Origin of the sequence: Mesorhizobium sp. M0800 (assembly GCF_040320095.1) — a bacterium.
In the GTDB taxonomy this organism is placed as follows: domain Bacteria; phylum Pseudomonadota; class Alphaproteobacteria; order Rhizobiales; family Rhizobiaceae; genus Mesorhizobium.
The window spans coordinates 86218-103207 of sequence record NZ_JAMYOZ010000015.1; the positions used below are offsets into that span (position 1 = coordinate 86218).

Below are 16990 nucleotides of genomic sequence, written 5' to 3' on the forward strand. Positions count from 1 at the left end.
CTCGGTGACGGCAAACAACAGGCTGCTCGCGAACTTGGACCTGCCCGCAGGCGTTGCTCGAAGCAAGAGGTTTGTGGCAACGCGTCTTGTCGAGGGATTGAGTGCATCGGTTCTGGTCGCCGTGGCGTCGCTTGCCGCCATCGCGTCGGCGCAGGCCCAATCGAACAGCGGTTATGACCCTAGAAGCTGGACATACGATCGGGCGAGAAATGTACTGGTCTCCCCTAGCGCTTCCGGCCTGACGTCGGACGGAGAAATCGTGCCCGGGCTGTCAGTGATTCCTAGGCATGTCGTGACATTCAGCGAGGCTCAGCCGAAGGGATCGATCGTGATCAACACCACGGAGCGGCGCCTCTACTACATCCTGGGAGACGGCAAAGCGCTGCGATACGCGGTGGGGGTTGGCAAGGAGGGGCTGGAGTGGTCCGGTCGCGACACGATTTCGAAAAAGAAGGACTGGCCAGATTGGCGGCCGCCGGCCGAAATGCGATCCAGAGAAGCCTCAAAAGGCCGCTTCCTGCCCGCGCATGTCGAGGGAGGACCGAACAATCCATTGGGCGCGCGCGCATTGTATATCGGCAACACGCTCTATCGCGTCCACGGCACCAACCAGCCATGGACCGTCGGACAGGCCAACTCCTCCGGTTGCATTCGCATGACCAACGAAGATGTCATCGATCTTTACGACCGAGTGAAGATCGGTACCCAGATCATTGTACGGCATTGATGGTTCGACGCCCCCTCCCCGGAAAGCCGCAGATGAGCGATCGACCGTAATGATACCTTTCAACATCAAGCAGCTCGAAACCTTTCTCCTGGTGGCGACTTTCGGAAGCTTTCGAAAGGCGGCGGAACGCCTGAATACCACGCAGCCGGCGGTATCCACACGAATTGCCGGGCTGGAGGAAGCGCTGGGTGCCAAGCTGTTCGAGCGGCAGAGCAGCACAGTCAGGCTGACCGCCGAAGGACAACGGCTGCTACCACCTGCCCAACGGGTTCTGCGCGTAGCGGAGCGGCTGCAACTGATGGCCAGCTCTCTTTCAGAGACTTCAGAGACGACGAGGGTGCTGAGGCTTGGGGTTGCCGAAACGATCGTGCACACTTGGCTCCCGGATTTCCTCAAGGCACTGAAGGCAAACTATCCGCTTGTCGAGACGGATATCGTCGTCGATGCGACGACGACCCTTCGCAATGAACTCATGTCACACCGGCTCGATCTTGCGGTGCTGATGGGCCCTGTCCTGGAGTACAGCATCGAGAATATCGGGATGCCGTCCTTTCCGCTTGTTTGGGTCTGCTCGCCGCAATTGGAATTGCCCAATCGACGCAAGGTGACGCTGAACGACTTGATGCAGTTCCCGATCATCAGCTACGCGCGAACCACGCGCCCCTATAGCGAACTCTACCGCAAGCTCACCGGTGAATTCGAAGAGACGCCGCGCATATTTCCGGCCAATTCGCTGGCCGCTTCCATCAAGATGACACTCAACGGAATCGGAATAGCCTCCCTGCCCGCGGGAGTCGTCCAAGACTATATCGCAAACGGTAAACTGCGCATCGTCGAATGCGAATGGCACCCGTCCGACTTGCAGTTTACCGCCTCCTATTCTTCCGAACCATCCAATCCGATAGCGGAGCGGGCGGCAAAGCTGGCCGCCTCCGTTGCAAACGCATATGCCGCGAGAACCGCCAAGGCGCAGGAGCCAATGGACGACAGGCTTGGCCCCGCGGTTTCTCAGCCGGTCGAGGTGACCGGCAGATAGATACGGTCGCCTGAGAAGATCAGGTCCGGGCTCAGGATATGATCCATGTTGAGCACAACCGTGTCCGCCACATCCGCAGAATGGGTCTTGGCGATCAGGCGAATGCTGTCGCCGTCCTTGACCTCGACCCACTGATAGCCGTCTTTCTCCAGCGTTGGGTTCGTGCGGCCCTCAGGGTTGCTGCTGCCCTCGGCATGAGCCTCGACATAGTCGCCGGAAACCCAGCCGCTATGCATTTCGCCATCCGGTCCGAAACCTTCGACAGGTATCCAGGCCTCCCCTGACGGATCGGCCGACGGCTTCGCGGTCTGTTGGACGAATGTGCCGGATTGCAGAACGGTTCCCACGGTCGAATCCCCGTCAGGCCGGGTCCGCAAATTCAGGCCATCATCGGTGACCACGACCAGTTGCGGGAAATCTTCCACCGGGGTCTGCGGCCCACCTGGATCATCCGAAGGATCATCGGGTTGCTGGGACGAGGCATCGCCATCCGGTTTTTTCGGATCGGGTGGAGGGGGCGTCTTCGCGCCCTCCCAAGGTTCCGCGAGCAGGGCGTCTAGCGAGAACAGAAGCATTCCAACGCCGAAGGTGATGCCCAGAGTCCACCGATCCCTTGCAGCCCATCTTTTGTCGGACTTTTCCGCCGCCGCGATATCAGCATCGGTTCGCGGCACTGAACGGCGATTCATCCGGTCCGTCCTAATGGCCGACGCCCAGAATTCCGCGCAACCGAAGGTGAACATGGTGCCGGCGACTGTGGCGATCGGCGCCGGCCAGGAGTGCACCGTATAGACAGCGCAGCCAAGCACATAGCCGGGTCCAGCCAGATATTCGGCCAGGTTTCGGATCACCGGTCTGCCGGTGAACGACTGCAGCATCGACTTCGTGCCATAGACGATGTTGCCGAGCGTGAACGTGCTGTTCACGACAAGATCCTTACCCTGGATCATCCCGGTCGCGGCACCTGGCGCTGCGGCAATGAATGTGGCTCCGCCGAGCGCGTTGAGGAATCGCCCGAACGGCTTGTGACTTGCGGTTGCGTTGGGGAAGAGCGCCTGGGCGCCGAAAACCATCCCTCGCACGCCAAATGCCACCGATCCGGCGGTTGCGGTCCAGGTTGGCGGCAATGAACTCCACAACATGTAGGAGGTGGTCGACATGCCGCCGAAGGTGGCGAGTGCCTGAGCGTTTTCCCGCATCCTGGCATGGCTGAGGGCCAGATCGACGCTGGTGGCCTGATCCGGCGTCATCGCCTTTTTATGCGTTGCGCGATAGGTCGTCAGTTGCAGCACGGAGAGGGCGTTTGTTTGCTCCGTCGACATCCAGGCAAACTGATTGGGCGTGAACTTGCGCAGCTGGCCGGGGCTCAACTCGGCAAGCTGCTTCGGCGTCAGCGCCGCTATCTGTTGCTTCGTCAGCGCCTCGATCTGATGAATGGTCAGAGCGCCAAGCTGCTCCCGCGTAAGCGCCGAGATGTGGTCCGGCGACAGCTTTGCCGTTGTCGCGGGATCGCGTGCTGCGATGACATCAGGGTCCAACGCCGCGAACTGGGTCGCATCGAGATGGCCGAATTGGGCAGGTCTCATGGCGGCGACTTGTTCCGACGTAAGCGCATTGCGCTGCTCATCACTGAGCTTGGCGATCTGGTCGGGTGTCAGCTTGCGCACTTGCTCAATGGTCAAGGCAGCAAGCTGCTCGGGTGAAAAGGCAGCGACCTGATCCGGTCGCAAACCGCTGATACGGCCAGGGGCAACGGCCTGCAATCTGCTTGGCCTGATCGCCTGGAGCTGTTCGGCACTCAGCGCCCGCAACTGCTTCGGTCGAAGCGCCGCAAGTTGATCAAACGTCAGCTGCCCGATCTGCTCGGGGCTCAGTACAGCAACCTGCTCAGGCGCCAGCTTGGCGATGTGCTCCGGCTTGATGGCGTGCAATTGCGTGCCGGTCAGTTCGGAAATCTGATCGGCTGAAAGCGCCCTGACCTCCGGCCCGGTCGGCGCCCGCACCGGTTCCGCATATCCTGGTTCCGCGGCGGAGTTCACCGGAAGCTCAAGGCTGACGATCTTTCCGCTGGCAGGGTCAAAAACCGCCCTGCCCCGGTCGGACGCCGGCGGCCATGTGGCGGCTGTCGGCGTTTCGGCAGCAATGTTCACCGCCTGCCGCGTTTCGCCAGTCACAGCTGGGGCTTCGTTGCTGACCACCTCGGCCACCGGGGGCGGCGGCGCTTCGGTCTGCGCTGGCGTATTGACATCCCAGAACTCGTCGGCCGGCCGCAAGATGACCTGCGGGCGTTTTTGTGTCGAAGTGCCGGGCGCGACGGCATCCTCATTGCGCGTGAACTCACCGACGAAATTCCCGTCCGGATCCATCATCCGCCAGCCATAGACCTCGCTCCATGGTATGCTGCCGTCGATTGCGGTCTCGTCGACGCGGGCCATCCTGTCGCCGACGGGTCGGCCCATTGCCTCGAATTCAGTCGGGACGTGGAGGCGCGGTCTGCTCGGATTCAGCGTGTAGAGATAAGTGTAACCTTGCTGCCGCGCGGCTCGTGACTCTTCCGAAACGAAAGCCTTGGCTCCCGAGATCGACTGGCTCGTGCCGACGAAACGGCCATGGGTATTGCCCATGACATAGCTGCTCAGGGCGATGCCTTGCGGATTGTCCACCCAGATTCCTGTCGGGGGCGGTGGCGAGAAGCCTCCCGCGTCCCTAATCTCGGTTGGCGAGCGGGTATCGGCCCGGAACACAAACGGGCCGACATTGCCGCGCAAGGGTCTTGTAGGGTCGCCCGCACCTTCGACAGGCTGATTGCCCTCATCGGGATGCCCAAGGCTCCCCGGCACATGGTCGTCGGAAGCACCACGTATCCATGGCAGAACATAGGGCTCTCCGGTTTCCGGATCCCGGAACAGGATATGCGATTTATGCATCAACTCCGGTTCGTCGCCACGCGCCCTGGACCCGTCGGCCGGCGGCACATAGATGTTCTCCACACTCTTCGGCAGCGGCCCGTAGCGGGTTGCCGTCACGGACTGCCCGTTCTCGTCCCTTATGTGGATAGGTCCGCTCCTACGGCTACCCACTTGCGAGGAGAGGAACGTCAGCACGCCATCGGCAACGTTCTGGCGCATGAAGCCGCCATCGACGATCGACGGGCCGAATTCCGTCCGGAATTGCTCTATCGCGCGCTGGTCGGGTCTCGCCTTCTTTTCCAGTTCGCCGAGGAACTGCTCCAGGGAGGCCTTGCCACCCTTCGGAATGGCTGTCGCCGCGCCGTCACGCGATGTTTCTAAGGCATGAGCAAGCCAGGCCGGGACCGTCAGCGTTTCATTCTGTCCATCGGCTCGATCGAAGGTCAGCGTCGCTGTTTCATCCTTGGCGATTGAAGGAGCGATCTTGGCAGCCTTGGACTTGTACTGGATTCTCACTTCAGCACTGAAAGCCACGGCCCCGGCAGGCAGAGGAGGTGTCGACAGTGAAAGCGTGTAGCGCGTCGCCGGCGTGCCGTGCGAACCGTACAGGTTCTGATAGACGTTGCCGGCGCTCGGCATATAACGGGGCTGCGGCGTCCCGTCGGGACTGAAGCGCGCCGGCAGCCACGACTGTACCGTCGATTTCACCTTATAGGCCGCGGAAGTTATCGTCCGGTCGGGATTGAAACCCAGCACACCGGGAAGCCTGTTGCGGTCGTTGAAGATGATGTCGACCAGCATCGCCTCGGGATTGACGACGCTTGCCTTCTCACCGGTCAGCAAAACGATGTCTGCCGTGGGCGCCTTGCCCGGTACGGCCGAAAGCCGCAACCCGCTTAGCGTCGGTTCATCAACAAACGAAACTGTGTTCGACGGATCGATCTGACCAGATTTGACGAGGTCGCGGATCGACCGGATGCCATCACCCTGTCCGATCGCTGCGATGAGTTCGGACGCCTTCGCCGGATCCTCGACCGCGAACTGGATCTTCAGGCTTGTCGAGCCGAGAGCGGACTGGATCTGGTCGTAGGTCTGCTTCGACACGATGTCACCCGGCTGGAGCGTGTCCTTGACGGGCACTTCCGGGCGCTTCTCGAAGCCGACGCGTGGCATCTGGTCGACTGCCCCGACATGATTGGCCACGATCGGCAGCCGCAGTCCGACCTTTGTTTCGGTCATGACACGGTCGAACGGAAGCGCACCTTCCAGCTTGACGTGGCCAGCGCTGTTTTCCGCCGGCACGCCAAGGAAATCGTGCTGGCCGGGGGCGAGCGTGACCTCCTCGCCCTTGAGCGAAGGCGTATAGGTCATCTCGATCACGGTGCCTTCGCCGTCTGGCGTCATGCCGACGATGGCAGCATCCAGCGGCTTGGCATTGTAGCCAGTCGCATCGCTGAATATCGCCTTGGTTGCCGCCGCCGAAAGATCGCTGCTGCGAACCGGGAAAGCCGTCTGATTGGACACCGGCCAGACACCGGCCTGAAGGCCGGTGATGTTCCTGTATTCCCGTGCCCGGTAGGATACGACGCCTTGAGTGCCGAGCGCATCCGTGAATGGTGTCAGGCTGCGCTGGCTGATGCTGTCGACGACCGACCACCCGATCATGCCGACATCGGTCTTTGTCCCAATACCGAAGCCCACGGCCGCGACCGTCGGCGAGCCGATGTCGAAGGCCTGGCCCGTATTCAAGCGCGTCCGGAATGTGACGCCGATGCGGAAGTCGGGCAGTATGTCGCGGAGCGGCGTGCGCGGTATCTGAACGCCATCCGGGCCGTAGCGCTCGGCCAACTCGCGGTTCGAATAATAGCTCTTTTCTGCCTCGTATCGTGCTACAAGCTGCTCGACGCTCAGCCCGTCAAGATAGGCTGAGGGAGTCTTGGTATCCTTGCCACTGGTGTAGATGTACCCGCTTGTGTCGGGTTCCGGCATGCCGGTGAAGCTGCGCGTCTCCGGATCCCAGACGAGGCGCATCGAGTCGTCTTTTCCTGCCGGCTTGTTCGGCACAATGATGGGATCGCTATCAGCAGGATGCCCTGAATTGCGCCCGGTCGATCCATGCGGATCGCGGCCCGGCAGCATCGTCGGACCGTCACCGCTGGCATCGCTGGTGTTGATCACTTCTCCGGGTATCACGGGATGGTTAGGATCTTGAAATACTTGCTCCCCGGTCGGCCTGTAGACACCGTCGGCGCCAATTTCATAGACATTCATCGGACGTCCGGAGGGGCCGGGTTCCAGCGCCGGAGGCAACTGCCGTGGTCCTTTGCCGTCGGACCATGGCGGCGGCTGGTGCGGTCCGCCGCTGCTCGGTGGCTGGTTGGCGCCGGGACCATTGGCGCTTGCCTGCGTGCCCGTTCCAGGTCGCAGTGTCCGCAGACCGTGAATGCCCAGGCCCGTGCCGGCAATGCCGGTGCCAAGGCCCGTAAGCGCGTTGGCAAGCTGAAGACCGTTCATCTGGTCTCCGTTGACGGCGAGATCGTAGGCCGATGTCGCCAGCAAAGGTGCACCGACAATCACGGAGCCGACATCCGCTCCCCAGGCCGCCTTGTTCAGGCCGGCGGTCGACTGCATGTAGGTTCGGGTTTCGAGCGCCAGGGGCGAGCCGGACCGTGTTGCGCCGATGCTGCCACGAAAGGCCTGCAGGGCGGTCATTTCCTTTCCCGCCAATCCGATGGTGCGCAGGCCGCTGGAGGCCATCGGCAGAACCGTGGTTGCCACGGTGGCGACATTCATCAGCGACTCGGTATCGTCCCACTCGCCGCCATGTTCCAGATGATTGACCTGGTTTATGACCGCTCGGGTTCCGAGATAGGCCGCGCCCGTATAGGCCAAGGGTGCTGCAATCGGCGCGGCCGGCGTGAACGATAGAATGGTGGCTATACCCGTCCCGATGCCAACCAGCGGATCGACGACCTTGTCCCAAGCAGAAACATTACGCGACTTGACGACTTCCAGTTCAATCCTGCCGTCGCCGCCGGCCTTCATCTCCAGACCCTTGGGGACGACGAGCTTGCCGTCCTCGCCGAACTGGTTGTTGTTGTCCTGGAAATCTTGGAGGTCGTCGAACTTTTTGCCGGTCACGTCGACATAGCGAGTGTTGCCGTCTCCGTTACGCACAGCAAACAGCGCGACCTGCTGTGTCCCGACCTCGTCGTCAACATAGAAAATCGGCACGCTGCGCACGTAAGGATTGTCGCCGCCGATATCGCGGATCTCTTCCGTCACATTCTCGATCGTCTCGCGACCTTCCTCGGTCGAACGATCTATGCCGAGCGTTCTGGCGACCGTCTCCTCAAGGGCCGTACCACGCTGTTCACGGAACTCGTTGTCGTAGCCGCTGTCGAGCAGTTGCTGGAACTTCGGCTGATAGATGCCGTCAAGCGTCTGCTGCTCATGCTCGTCTAGATAGGTCTTATCCACCGTGCTGTTGCGGTCAACCAGCAACGAGGGATCACTGGACCGAAGCTCATGATAGTCGCTGAAGCCTTGCACCAGCCCGCGCAGTTCCTCGGCCTGCGTTATCTGAAGCGTTGTCGCGTCCAGCTTGAGTTTGGCGACCGCTAGTTCGGGATCAACCCAGCGTCCACTGGCATCGTCATCTTTTGTATCCAGGTCGATCCAGACTGCCTTCCCGCTCTGGGTCAACGCATCGATCCCTATCTCGTTGTATGTCTGGGCAACCTCCGGCGCCACCTTGATTGTCTGTCCGCCGACGTTGATCTCGACAGGCTGCACGCCATTGGGCAGCGTGCCTTCAGGAGCATCGACTGTTCCTGGCCCGTGCTCCGTCAACGCATTGTTGAAGTTGGTCTGCAGCGTCGACAGCTCGGAGTTCAGGTCTTCAATGCTGTTGCCGAGCTGCCGATCCAGGATATCATTGAGATTCTGCGCCGCCTGCGCCTCGCTGGCCCTCACTGATTGCAGGCCATTTGCCGTGCACACCGGCCCGGTGGAACTGCTGCCGCCCAAAAGCTGCTGCCAGTCCTTGTTGAGTTGCCGATCGCGGTACTCATCCCTGACGTTCGTTTCGCTCAGATTGTAGGTGAGCTGCTGCTCGGTCGTGCCCTCTTCGAACTGGTTGACCACCCACAGCTGGCCGTCGCGGACCTCAAGTTTTTGCGATTGGAAGAGACCCAGATAATCGCCACTGACCCTTTGATGTTTCTTTCCCTGTTCGAACAGAAACTGGTGCTCGCTATTATATTCGGCGAGCAGTCTCTGCTCGAGGTCCGTCTGCTGCGCACCCACTTGCGTGGCGTCGGCATGGGCGTTGAAGTAGTTTTGATAGGCTTCCGCCAATTCGAGCTGATTGCCTGCTGTCGTCTGCAGCGCCTTGAGGTCCTGATATTCCTTCGAGTCGGTCGGAATGCCGTCAAGCTCGGCTTGCCCCACCAGGAAGTCGATGGTGAGCTTGTCGCCCTTGCTCAGATGCAGGCCGACTTCGGAGAACAGCTTATCGACAGCCGCATGATCCGCGAGGCCTTGCGCGTACTGCGTTTGCCGATTGGGACCTGGCTGCCCTTGCGCGGATGCAACGTCTGCATTGGGATCAATCAGCGGCGCAAGTTCGCTGTCCTGGGTGATGGCATCGGCGAGAACCCGCCCGGCAGTCTCATATTCGTCGCGCGCATCCTGCGCGTTCTGCTGCAAGGTGTTGGCCTTGGCAAGCCGCTCCTGCGCATCGGCAAGCGCGCCTTCCGGTTTCTGCGGGGTCCATTGCAGACCATGGGGCGCCAACGCCTCGTTTATAACTGTCTGCGCCCCATCAACAGCATCCTTGTAGGCGGGGTCGAGCATATAGACGTTGAACTGTTCCTGCCGCTGACCGGCCAGAGCTCGCGTCTCTGTAATTTGGGACAGCGCGATGTTCTCAGCAATGATGGCCTGGGCGACCTCGGGATCGATCCAGGTCCAGACGCCATCGATCTTCATCGGCGTCCACTTTCCGCCGGAGGGTGCATTACCATGCGGCGGATCGCCGAATGGATCGACAACCCTGTTCTCACCGTCCAGCTCGGGCGTGGCGACGGTACCTAGACCATATCTCTCGATCAGGTCCTGTTTGTTTTGTCCGGCTTCTTCTGCCGCGTCGATGAGACTGGGCAAGGCTTCACCCGCCAGCAGCCCTTCGACGAAAGTCTTTACGACCTCGCCCTCTTTTGCCTCCGTGGCATCACTGCTGTTGGGGTTCACTGCCAACAGCGTCCTGGCCAACGCCTCCTGCATACTTCCTGCTTCGATCTTCAGGTCGGTCCCGGTGGTGTTGTTGTGCAGCGTCATGCTGCCATCAGGGCTCGTGGTCAGCGTATAACCGTTGAAGGTGACTTCCACGGTCGTGCGGGTACCGTCTTCGATGGTAACCTTTTCGCCCGGGTGAATGATGTCGGGGTCACGAGGCGAATTAAGGAGCTCGGGGTTCGTTCTCCTCAGATCGTCCAGTGATACGCCATATTGCTGCGCAATCAGGGTCAGATTGTCGCCTGGCTTGACCTCGTACTCGACGGGCTCGCCGCCATTGATCTCCTCGGTGGTCGTTGTCGTCACCCGACCGTCCTTGTCGGTGACGATCGTGGTTTCCGTTCCGGCCTTCGGATCGACGATTGTGGTTGTGGTCTCGCCCGTTTCGGTGTTGCGAACGCTGCTGCGCGTCCTGCCGTTCCCGTCCTCCGACACCGTCGTTTCCTTGCCGTCAGACGTCGTCACGACGGTGCGCTCATCATGCTGGTAGTCGTGATAGTAGACGGTCTTGTCGCCGGTGTGCGGATCGACGACTTCAACGGACTGCACGTCACCATTGTCGCTCGTCGGTTCGCGCGTCGTGACCTGATAGCCGGCGGCCTGCAGCTCGGCGATCACCTGCTCGTTGGTCAGACCCCTTTCCTGCGCGATTTGCTCGATGCTCTTGCCGTCCGCGAGATCATCCTTGATGCCCTGGGTGGTTGCCCCGCCCGGATCCTGAGATGCAGCGAGGACGGTCTTGCGACCATCTTGACCGTTGACGGTGGTGACCGGCAAGGCCGGCCCGTTCCCGGGTGTAACGGTTTCCACCGAAGCGCCGTTGGGCAAGGTGGTCCGCTCGGTGACGGTTCCGGTGCCCAGATCGTCTTCATAACGCGTCGTGATCGCATCGGTATCGGGATTATAGCTGCTGGTTTCCTCGCGCCCGAGCCCATCCCGGATCGGGGTGGTGGTTGCCGTGCCGTTGGGTTGTTCCACGCTCGTGTAGTAGCTGTCGTGCTGGTAGTCGTAATATTGCGTGACGGTGCGGCCGCTGGCATCCGTGATTTTCGTCGTCAGCACGTCGCCATTGCCGCTCGGGTCAGCGGTCGAAACGGTCATCCCGCCGGACCTAAGCGCGGCGATAACCTGTTCGCGCGTCATGCCCCGGGCAGATGCAATCTGGTCGATGCTTTTGCCGCCGGTGACGTCGCTGACAATGTTGCGCGCAGTCGTCGCTTCCGCGGCATTGTCTTCGGGCGTACTGCCATCCAGTTTCACCGGCGTCGCGGCCAGTGCCGCGAGATCGGTCTGCGTGTAGAGAGCCGGCGTCACCGTCCTGCCATTGACGGACGTGCCGTTGCTGGCGTTGGCGACGTTGACACTCGGCGCTGCCGAAGCCCCAACCGGCGGCGGCCGAAGCGAATCCAGTTGCGTGTCAACATGGGCCAGTTCCTGGCGGGCCTGTGCCGCCCAATCACGCTCGCCCATCCTGTTGGCAAGCCTGATCTGCTCCCGCAGTTTGGCAGCCTGGGCCTCCAGCCGCGCTATCTGCGCGGCGTTTGCCTTGGCATTGACCTTTTGCGGCTGGACCGGCGGCTTGGTGGGCGTTATCGGGCGAACCATGAGGACGACCTCCGGAAATTAACGTTGCCGGCAGCCTGGCTGCCTCACGCCCGCCCGATCGCAACCTTTCGGATGTTATCGAGGGGGCTTCCAATATATGCCGAAAGCAGCAAGCTGCTCTTCCGACTGTTTTACCCGTTCTGCGGCGTTCGTTTCAGACTGCGCTGCCGCCAGTGCCGCCAGAATCTCGACGGCGGCGAACGCCGGCGCCATGCTTCGGAAGAACGACTGCGAATTTGACGTAACGATAATTGTTTCCCGCGCGATCTGTGTCAGCGGCGACACGCTGCTGTCGGTGATCGCCACCACGCCGATGCCCTGCCGAGCCGACTGGCGCGCAACGTCGATCGTTGTGCGCTCATAGGGCGATATGCCCACCGCAAGAAGCACCGCACCACGTCCCGCGTGCTGGAGGGCATCCAGGCCCGGTCCGGCCATCTCGCCGACAAGCGTCACCTTGCAGTCACCGCCAGCCAGCAACGACATGATGTGAACGAAGTGGCTCGCGACCGGATAGGCGGCGCGCGAGCCGACAGCGAACAGATCGCGTGACCGGGCGAGCAGACCGGCTGCCGCGATGAACTGCATGGCGTTGCCGTATTCGCCGAGGCTTGATATCTGGGCGGCGAGCGTGTCGGCAACGACGCCGGCAGTCGAATACCCCGGATCGCCATGCTGTCCGATACCCTGTCGCGCCGGCTCGCCCGCGATGGTCTCGCGCAGCGCGCGCGCATAAAGGCTGCGCATATCTTCGTAGCCTTCAAGGCCAATCCATCGCGCCAGCCGCATCATCGTGCTGTGCGAAACGCCGGCCTGGTGCGCCTGCTCGCGCATCGACATCAGTGCGACATCCTTGGGATGATCCAGCACGAAACGTGCGGCGACCCGCAACTGCGGTGGCATAGTCTCGAACCGTTCGACCAAAAGCTCGGCCAAAGGACCTTTTTCCATTCTGAAATACCCCATTCACCCACCTGCCAAGGTACTCCTTGAATGCAGGTGACGCAACAGTTGGAACCAGAGTGTCTCAAATATTCCAACTGGACTTTCATTTTCGCCCGTGCTGCCTTAAGCTGCCTTCGCAACCCTACGGACTGCAGCGATGTGAGTCCGGAGTTTGCAACTTGGATAGTCCCTCAAGGAGACAATGATGGCTGCTACCCCTCCCATTACGTCCGGCTCTGCAGGGTCGCCGGAACAGAACCTGGACAAGATGATCAAGCACCAGGAGCGCATGTTTGGCCTGGAGATCACGAAAGAGATCGCGAAATCCCAGCATGACATGTTGATGAGCACCGCTAGGACGCTCGGCCAGTCGGCTGAAAAGGCCTAAGGCGGCGGATTCCCGAACCGTGCGCCGCCGCAAGCACCCGGCGGCGTACTTGCACGGCGCAATTTTTTCAGCGCCGTCATCAGGCTGCATTGAAATTGTCATCGGCGGGAGATGAAGTGGCATGACCGCTCGTCCTATCACCAAACATCTGGAACCAGCAGCGCCGCCACGCCGACTCCGATCGATCATCGGCCCCTCCCCGGATACCGGACATTCCATTGCGCTGAGCGTTACCCACGGATTTCACGCCGGCGCCGAAGTCAGTCTGGTCGAGCCACAATATACGATCGGCTCCAGCACTGAGTCGGACATTGTCCTACGCGATGCCGGCATCGCACCGATTCACGCAAGGCTGCGGCGCAAGGGCAGCCAAGTTGAAATCGAAGCCGTCGGCGGCGATGTCATGTTGGCCACGGGCGAGACCATCCATGAGGGACATGGCAGCCGCTGCAGGCTGCCGCTCACCATAAGTGTAGGCGAGGCGCGGATCCGGGTGATCAGCCTGCGCAGCGCATCCAATCGCTGGTCTTTTGGGTCTTTTGCCAATCGCCCGCTGCTGGTCGCGAGCAGCGTTCTCTGTGCGGTCCTGGCAGTTTCCGTCGCCGCGAACGGGTTCTCTTTCGCCAAGCAAGAGATTGGCGCAAAGGCGTCCTCTTCCTCTCAAGACGAGCAACCAATCAGAGTGGCTTTCGCCGGTCAGGCAGGGGAAAAAGTCCTGGATGCTTCATCGCCAGCACAAATCCAGACTGCCGCAGAAGTGGAAAGGCAGCTCAAGCTGCGCCTCGAGCAATCCGGCATAAGCACATTAACGGTTCTGGAATCAAATGGACGCCTCGTGGTCTCGGGTATGATCCCGAATGACAAGAGTGATGTCTGGGCACAAACGCAATCCTGGTTCGATCAGTCGTTCGGCGCTCACCTTCCCCTCATCTCCAACGTCATGGTTGGCAATGCGCCGCAGCCGCCGCGGCTGAGGCTGCAGGCGATCTGGTACGGCGAGCGGCCCTACGTCATCGCAACCGACGGCGCGCGCTATCACGAAGGTGCATTCACCGACGACGGCTGGGCCGTCAAACACATCGGCGAAACCGAACTTCTCCTGACCAAGGGCGGCGCCACAGTCGCGCTGAAATATCCGTGAACCGCCGGCTTGAAGCGGCACGATTCGACACGGCACGGATTGACACGGCGGGCCGCGAGGCGCGGCAGGCGGAAAGCGTGCGTGGCCAGGCCATCAGCCGGCGACGGACAAACGGGGTCGGCAAAGCAGCCAACGGTGCTCAGGGGGCGAGATCAGCCGCTGGTGCAGACGGGCCGGAAACGGCGGAATTCCAGGCTTCTCAAGGTGCGGCCGGCGAGTCGCTCGACGAGATACTCGCCAATTTCGTCATGCCCAATATTCCCGAACCGGCTATCCTGCGGCGCTCCGTGCCCATTCTCCAGCACCTCGTAAGACACCTGGTCCCAACCCTTGAGGGTGGGGAGCAACTCAAGACGCTCGCCAGAACGCTGATGGAGGATGAAATCGAGCGTCATCGCGACCTGCTTGGTCGCATGCAGGAAGGATCGAACTCTGACCGACCCGCGTGACACCGTGCATCTTTTGCATGTCCTGGGCTATCTCTACGGGTGCCACGGGCAGGCAAAGCGGGGCGCGGCCTATCTGCTCATTGCTGTACAACTCTCGCCGGGAAATGCCGGCGTCCTTAGAACGTTGGCCCACCTTCTCATACTCGATGGCGAGGCGGAAAAGGCGCTTGCCACGATTGCCAAGCTGGAGACCTTGGAAGGAACGGATCATCCGGTGCTTACATTACTGAAGAGCCGCGCCTTGCTCGTGGCCGGGCGAAAGACCGAGGCGCGCAGTGCCTTGCTTAGCTTCCTGTCGCAACGAGGCATCCGATGACCGTCTCGGAACGCCTGATGCAATTCCTTGCCAGGCTGTCACGCCGCAGTGATCTGGTCATAGCCATTCTGATGCTCGTCGCGGTGGTAATGATGCTCATTCCATTGCCGACGTTTCTCGTCGACAGTCTCATCACTGCAAACATCGCCATCAGCGTGCTTATTCTGCTGGCCTCATTCTACGTCTCTCATCCGCTGCAGTTTTCGTCACTGCCGTCGGTCATCCTCATCGCCACTTTGTTCCGGCTGGCGATCACGATCACGACCACGCGACTGATCCTGCTCCAGGCCGACGCAGGCGAGATCATTACCGCCTTCGGCACCTTCGTCGTTGGCGGCAGCATTGCCGTGGGCCTCGTCATCTTCCTGATCATCACCGTTGCGCAGTTCATCGTTGTTGCGCGGGGTGCCGAACGCGTCGCCGAGGTGGCCGCGCGCTTCACGCTCGATGCGCTGCCGGGCAAGCAGATGAGCATCGATGCCGAGCTGCGCAACGGCGACATCGACCAGGCGGAGGCACGCCATCTGCGCCAGCAGCTGGAGCGCGAGAGCCAGCTGTTTGGCGCAATGGACGGCGCCATGAAATTCGTCAAGGGAGACGTGATTGCAGGCATTGTGATCATTTTGGTCAACTTGATAGGTGGTTTCGCAGTCGGCACGCTGCAGCACGACGTGTCGCTCGGCGACGCGGCTGCGACCTACACGTTGCTCACCGTGGGTGATGGCCTGGTGGCGCAGATACCCGCATTGCTCGTCGCTGTGGCCGCCGGCACAATGGTGACGCGCGTCGGCAGCGCGGACGGAACGGGCGATCTTGGCCAGCAAATAACCAGCCAACTGCTCCGCGACTCCCGCGCGCTCGCACTCGCAGCCGTGATCATGGTCGGCCTTGCCATGGTGCCAGGCTTCCCCTCCATCATGTTCCTGGTCCTTGGTGGCTGCTGCGGCGCCGGCGCCTATGCAATCAATCGCCGCTCCGCCCAGGAGTCCGAGCCTCAAGACATCGGCCATACCGCCTCGCCTGCACAGCGGGGGAATTCCGCGTCGCTTTCGGCAATCTCCACCGCAACACTGTCTCCATCCTACCGCGTCGTCGTGCGCTTCGGAACCGAGCTCGCACACTTAGTCCCGGAGCCCGAATTTGCCGCGCTCGCCGACGGCGTGCGCCGTGAACTCTTCGGTGATCTCGGTGTCGACGTTCCGGCCATCGGCATGCAGGTCGACGAGATGCTTTCGCAACGAAGCGTCCGCGTCGATCTGGAAGGTGCGCCCATCCTGGATGCTGAAATTCCTGCCAACCGTGTTCTTGTCGAAGCGGACACGACGCATCTCGATCTGCTCGAAATACCTTACGAAAAAGCTTCTCCGATTGCCGGTCTGCGTAAATTCGTATGGGTCGATGACAGCTACCTGTCAGCACTGAAGGGAGCCGGGTTCGTCTTCTCAACGCCGGTGCAAATAGCGGCCAAATGGACCGGCCATGCACTTCGTCATTATGCCGGCCATTTCGTCGGGATTCAGGAGACACGCAGGCTGCTCTCGGACATGGAACCGGATTATGCGGATCTGGTCAGGGAGGCGCAGGAGACCGTGCCGCTCCAGAAGATCGCGGAAGTGCTCCGCCGGCTCGTCGGGGAAAACGTCCCGATCCGCAATCTGCGCCTTATCCTCGAGGCACTCATCGAATGGGGCCAACGCGAACAGGACGTCCTCTTGCTGACGGAACATGTCCGCACATCCTTGAAGCGCCAGATCAGCTTCCGCTTCGCCGGCCGCAACAACATCATCGCGGCCTATGTGCTGCAGCGGTCGGCCGAAGACATCCTGCGAAACGCGGTGCAAAGCACATCGACCGGCACCTTCCTGAATCTGTCGGACGATGATGCGCAGGCTTTGGTCACCGAAATCGAGCGAGCCCGGTCGCAGAACGCCACCGATGTTTCACCGGTCGTCCTCGCCGCGATGGATGTGCGCCGTCACATGCGCAGCCTGCTCGCACACAATGCCATCGAGCTTCCGGTCCTGTCCTTCCAGGAACTCGCACACGAATTCAACGTCCAGCCGCTGGCCACGATCGCCGGCCGCTCCGGCAAAGCCGGCGCGCGCGTCGTCTCCCATTCGCTCCCGTCGGCTCGGGCGAATGCCGCGCACGAGGCGCCCTCCTGACGCCAGCCGGA

Annotated in this window: 9 protein-coding genes; 6 read left to right on the forward strand and 3 right to left on the reverse strand. The window is 61.3% G+C overall.

The window, feature by feature from the left end:
• The first annotated feature begins 4 nt into the window (after positions 1-4).
• Together NKI18_RS18820 and NKI18_RS18825 are read left to right on the forward strand one after the other, a co-directional pair.
• The gene (locus NKI18_RS18820) at positions 5-727 is read left to right on the forward strand and encodes a L,D-transpeptidase (RefSeq protein WP_352618698.1); all 723 of its coding nucleotides are present in this window, start codon (positions 5-7) and stop codon (positions 725-727) included.
• Entirely contained in the window at positions 714-1763 is a 1050-nt protein-coding gene (locus tag NKI18_RS18825) for a LysR family transcriptional regulator (protein ID WP_352618701.1), read from the forward strand. Before NKI18_RS18820 ends, NKI18_RS18825 begins: the two co-directional genes overlap by 14 nt.
• Here NKI18_RS18825 and NKI18_RS18830 read toward each other — a convergent pair.
• Positions 1736-11575, reverse strand: coding sequence for a LysM peptidoglycan-binding domain-containing protein (locus NKI18_RS18830; protein ID WP_353020241.1), 9840 nt, complete (start codon positions 11573-11575; stop codon positions 1736-1738). The genes NKI18_RS18825 and NKI18_RS18830 overlap by 28 nt on opposite strands.
• 75 nt (positions 11576-11650) lie before the next feature.
• On the reverse strand, positions 11651-12526 hold the full coding sequence (locus NKI18_RS18835; protein WP_352618707.1) for a MurR/RpiR family transcriptional regulator: 876 nt from the start codon (positions 12524-12526) through the stop codon (positions 11651-11653).
• 199 nt (positions 12527-12725) lie between these two features.
• Here NKI18_RS18835 and NKI18_RS18840 point away from each other — a divergent pair, with 199 nt between their 5' ends.
• Both NKI18_RS18840 and NKI18_RS18845 read left to right on the forward strand, forming a co-directional pair.
• Positions 12726-12908 carry a hypothetical protein gene (locus tag NKI18_RS18840; protein ID WP_126092905.1) on the forward strand — a complete coding sequence of 61 codons (183 nt, stop codon included), beginning with the start codon at positions 12726-12728 and terminating at the stop codon, positions 12906-12908.
• A 121-nt stretch (positions 12909-13029) separates the two neighbouring features.
• Positions 13030-14049: a SctD/MshK family protein gene (locus NKI18_RS18845; RefSeq protein ID WP_352618710.1), complete on the forward strand. Its 1020-nt coding sequence runs from the start codon at positions 13030-13032 to the stop codon at positions 14047-14049.
• A gap of 152 nt (positions 14050-14201) precedes the next feature.
• On the opposite strand, the gene NKI18_RS18850 is transcribed toward NKI18_RS18845, so the two are convergent.
• A complete protein-coding gene (locus tag NKI18_RS18850) occupies positions 14202-14444 on the reverse strand; it encodes a hypothetical protein (RefSeq protein ID WP_353020244.1) in 243 nt (80 codons plus the stop codon).
• Here NKI18_RS18850 and NKI18_RS18855 point away from each other — a divergent pair.
• Positions 14428-14814 (forward strand): tetratricopeptide repeat protein, encoded by a 387-nt coding sequence (locus NKI18_RS18855; protein ID WP_352618715.1) that lies wholly within the window; start codon positions 14428-14430, stop codon positions 14812-14814. The two genes, NKI18_RS18850 and NKI18_RS18855, sit on opposite strands and share 17 nt — an antisense overlap.
• Complete coding sequence (sctV, locus tag NKI18_RS18860) at positions 14811-16979, forward strand: type III secretion system export apparatus subunit SctV (RefSeq protein WP_352618718.1); 2169 nt, start codon at positions 14811-14813, stop codon at positions 16977-16979. Before NKI18_RS18855 ends, sctV begins: the two co-directional genes overlap by 4 nt.
• Positions 16980-16990 lie beyond the last annotated feature (11 nt).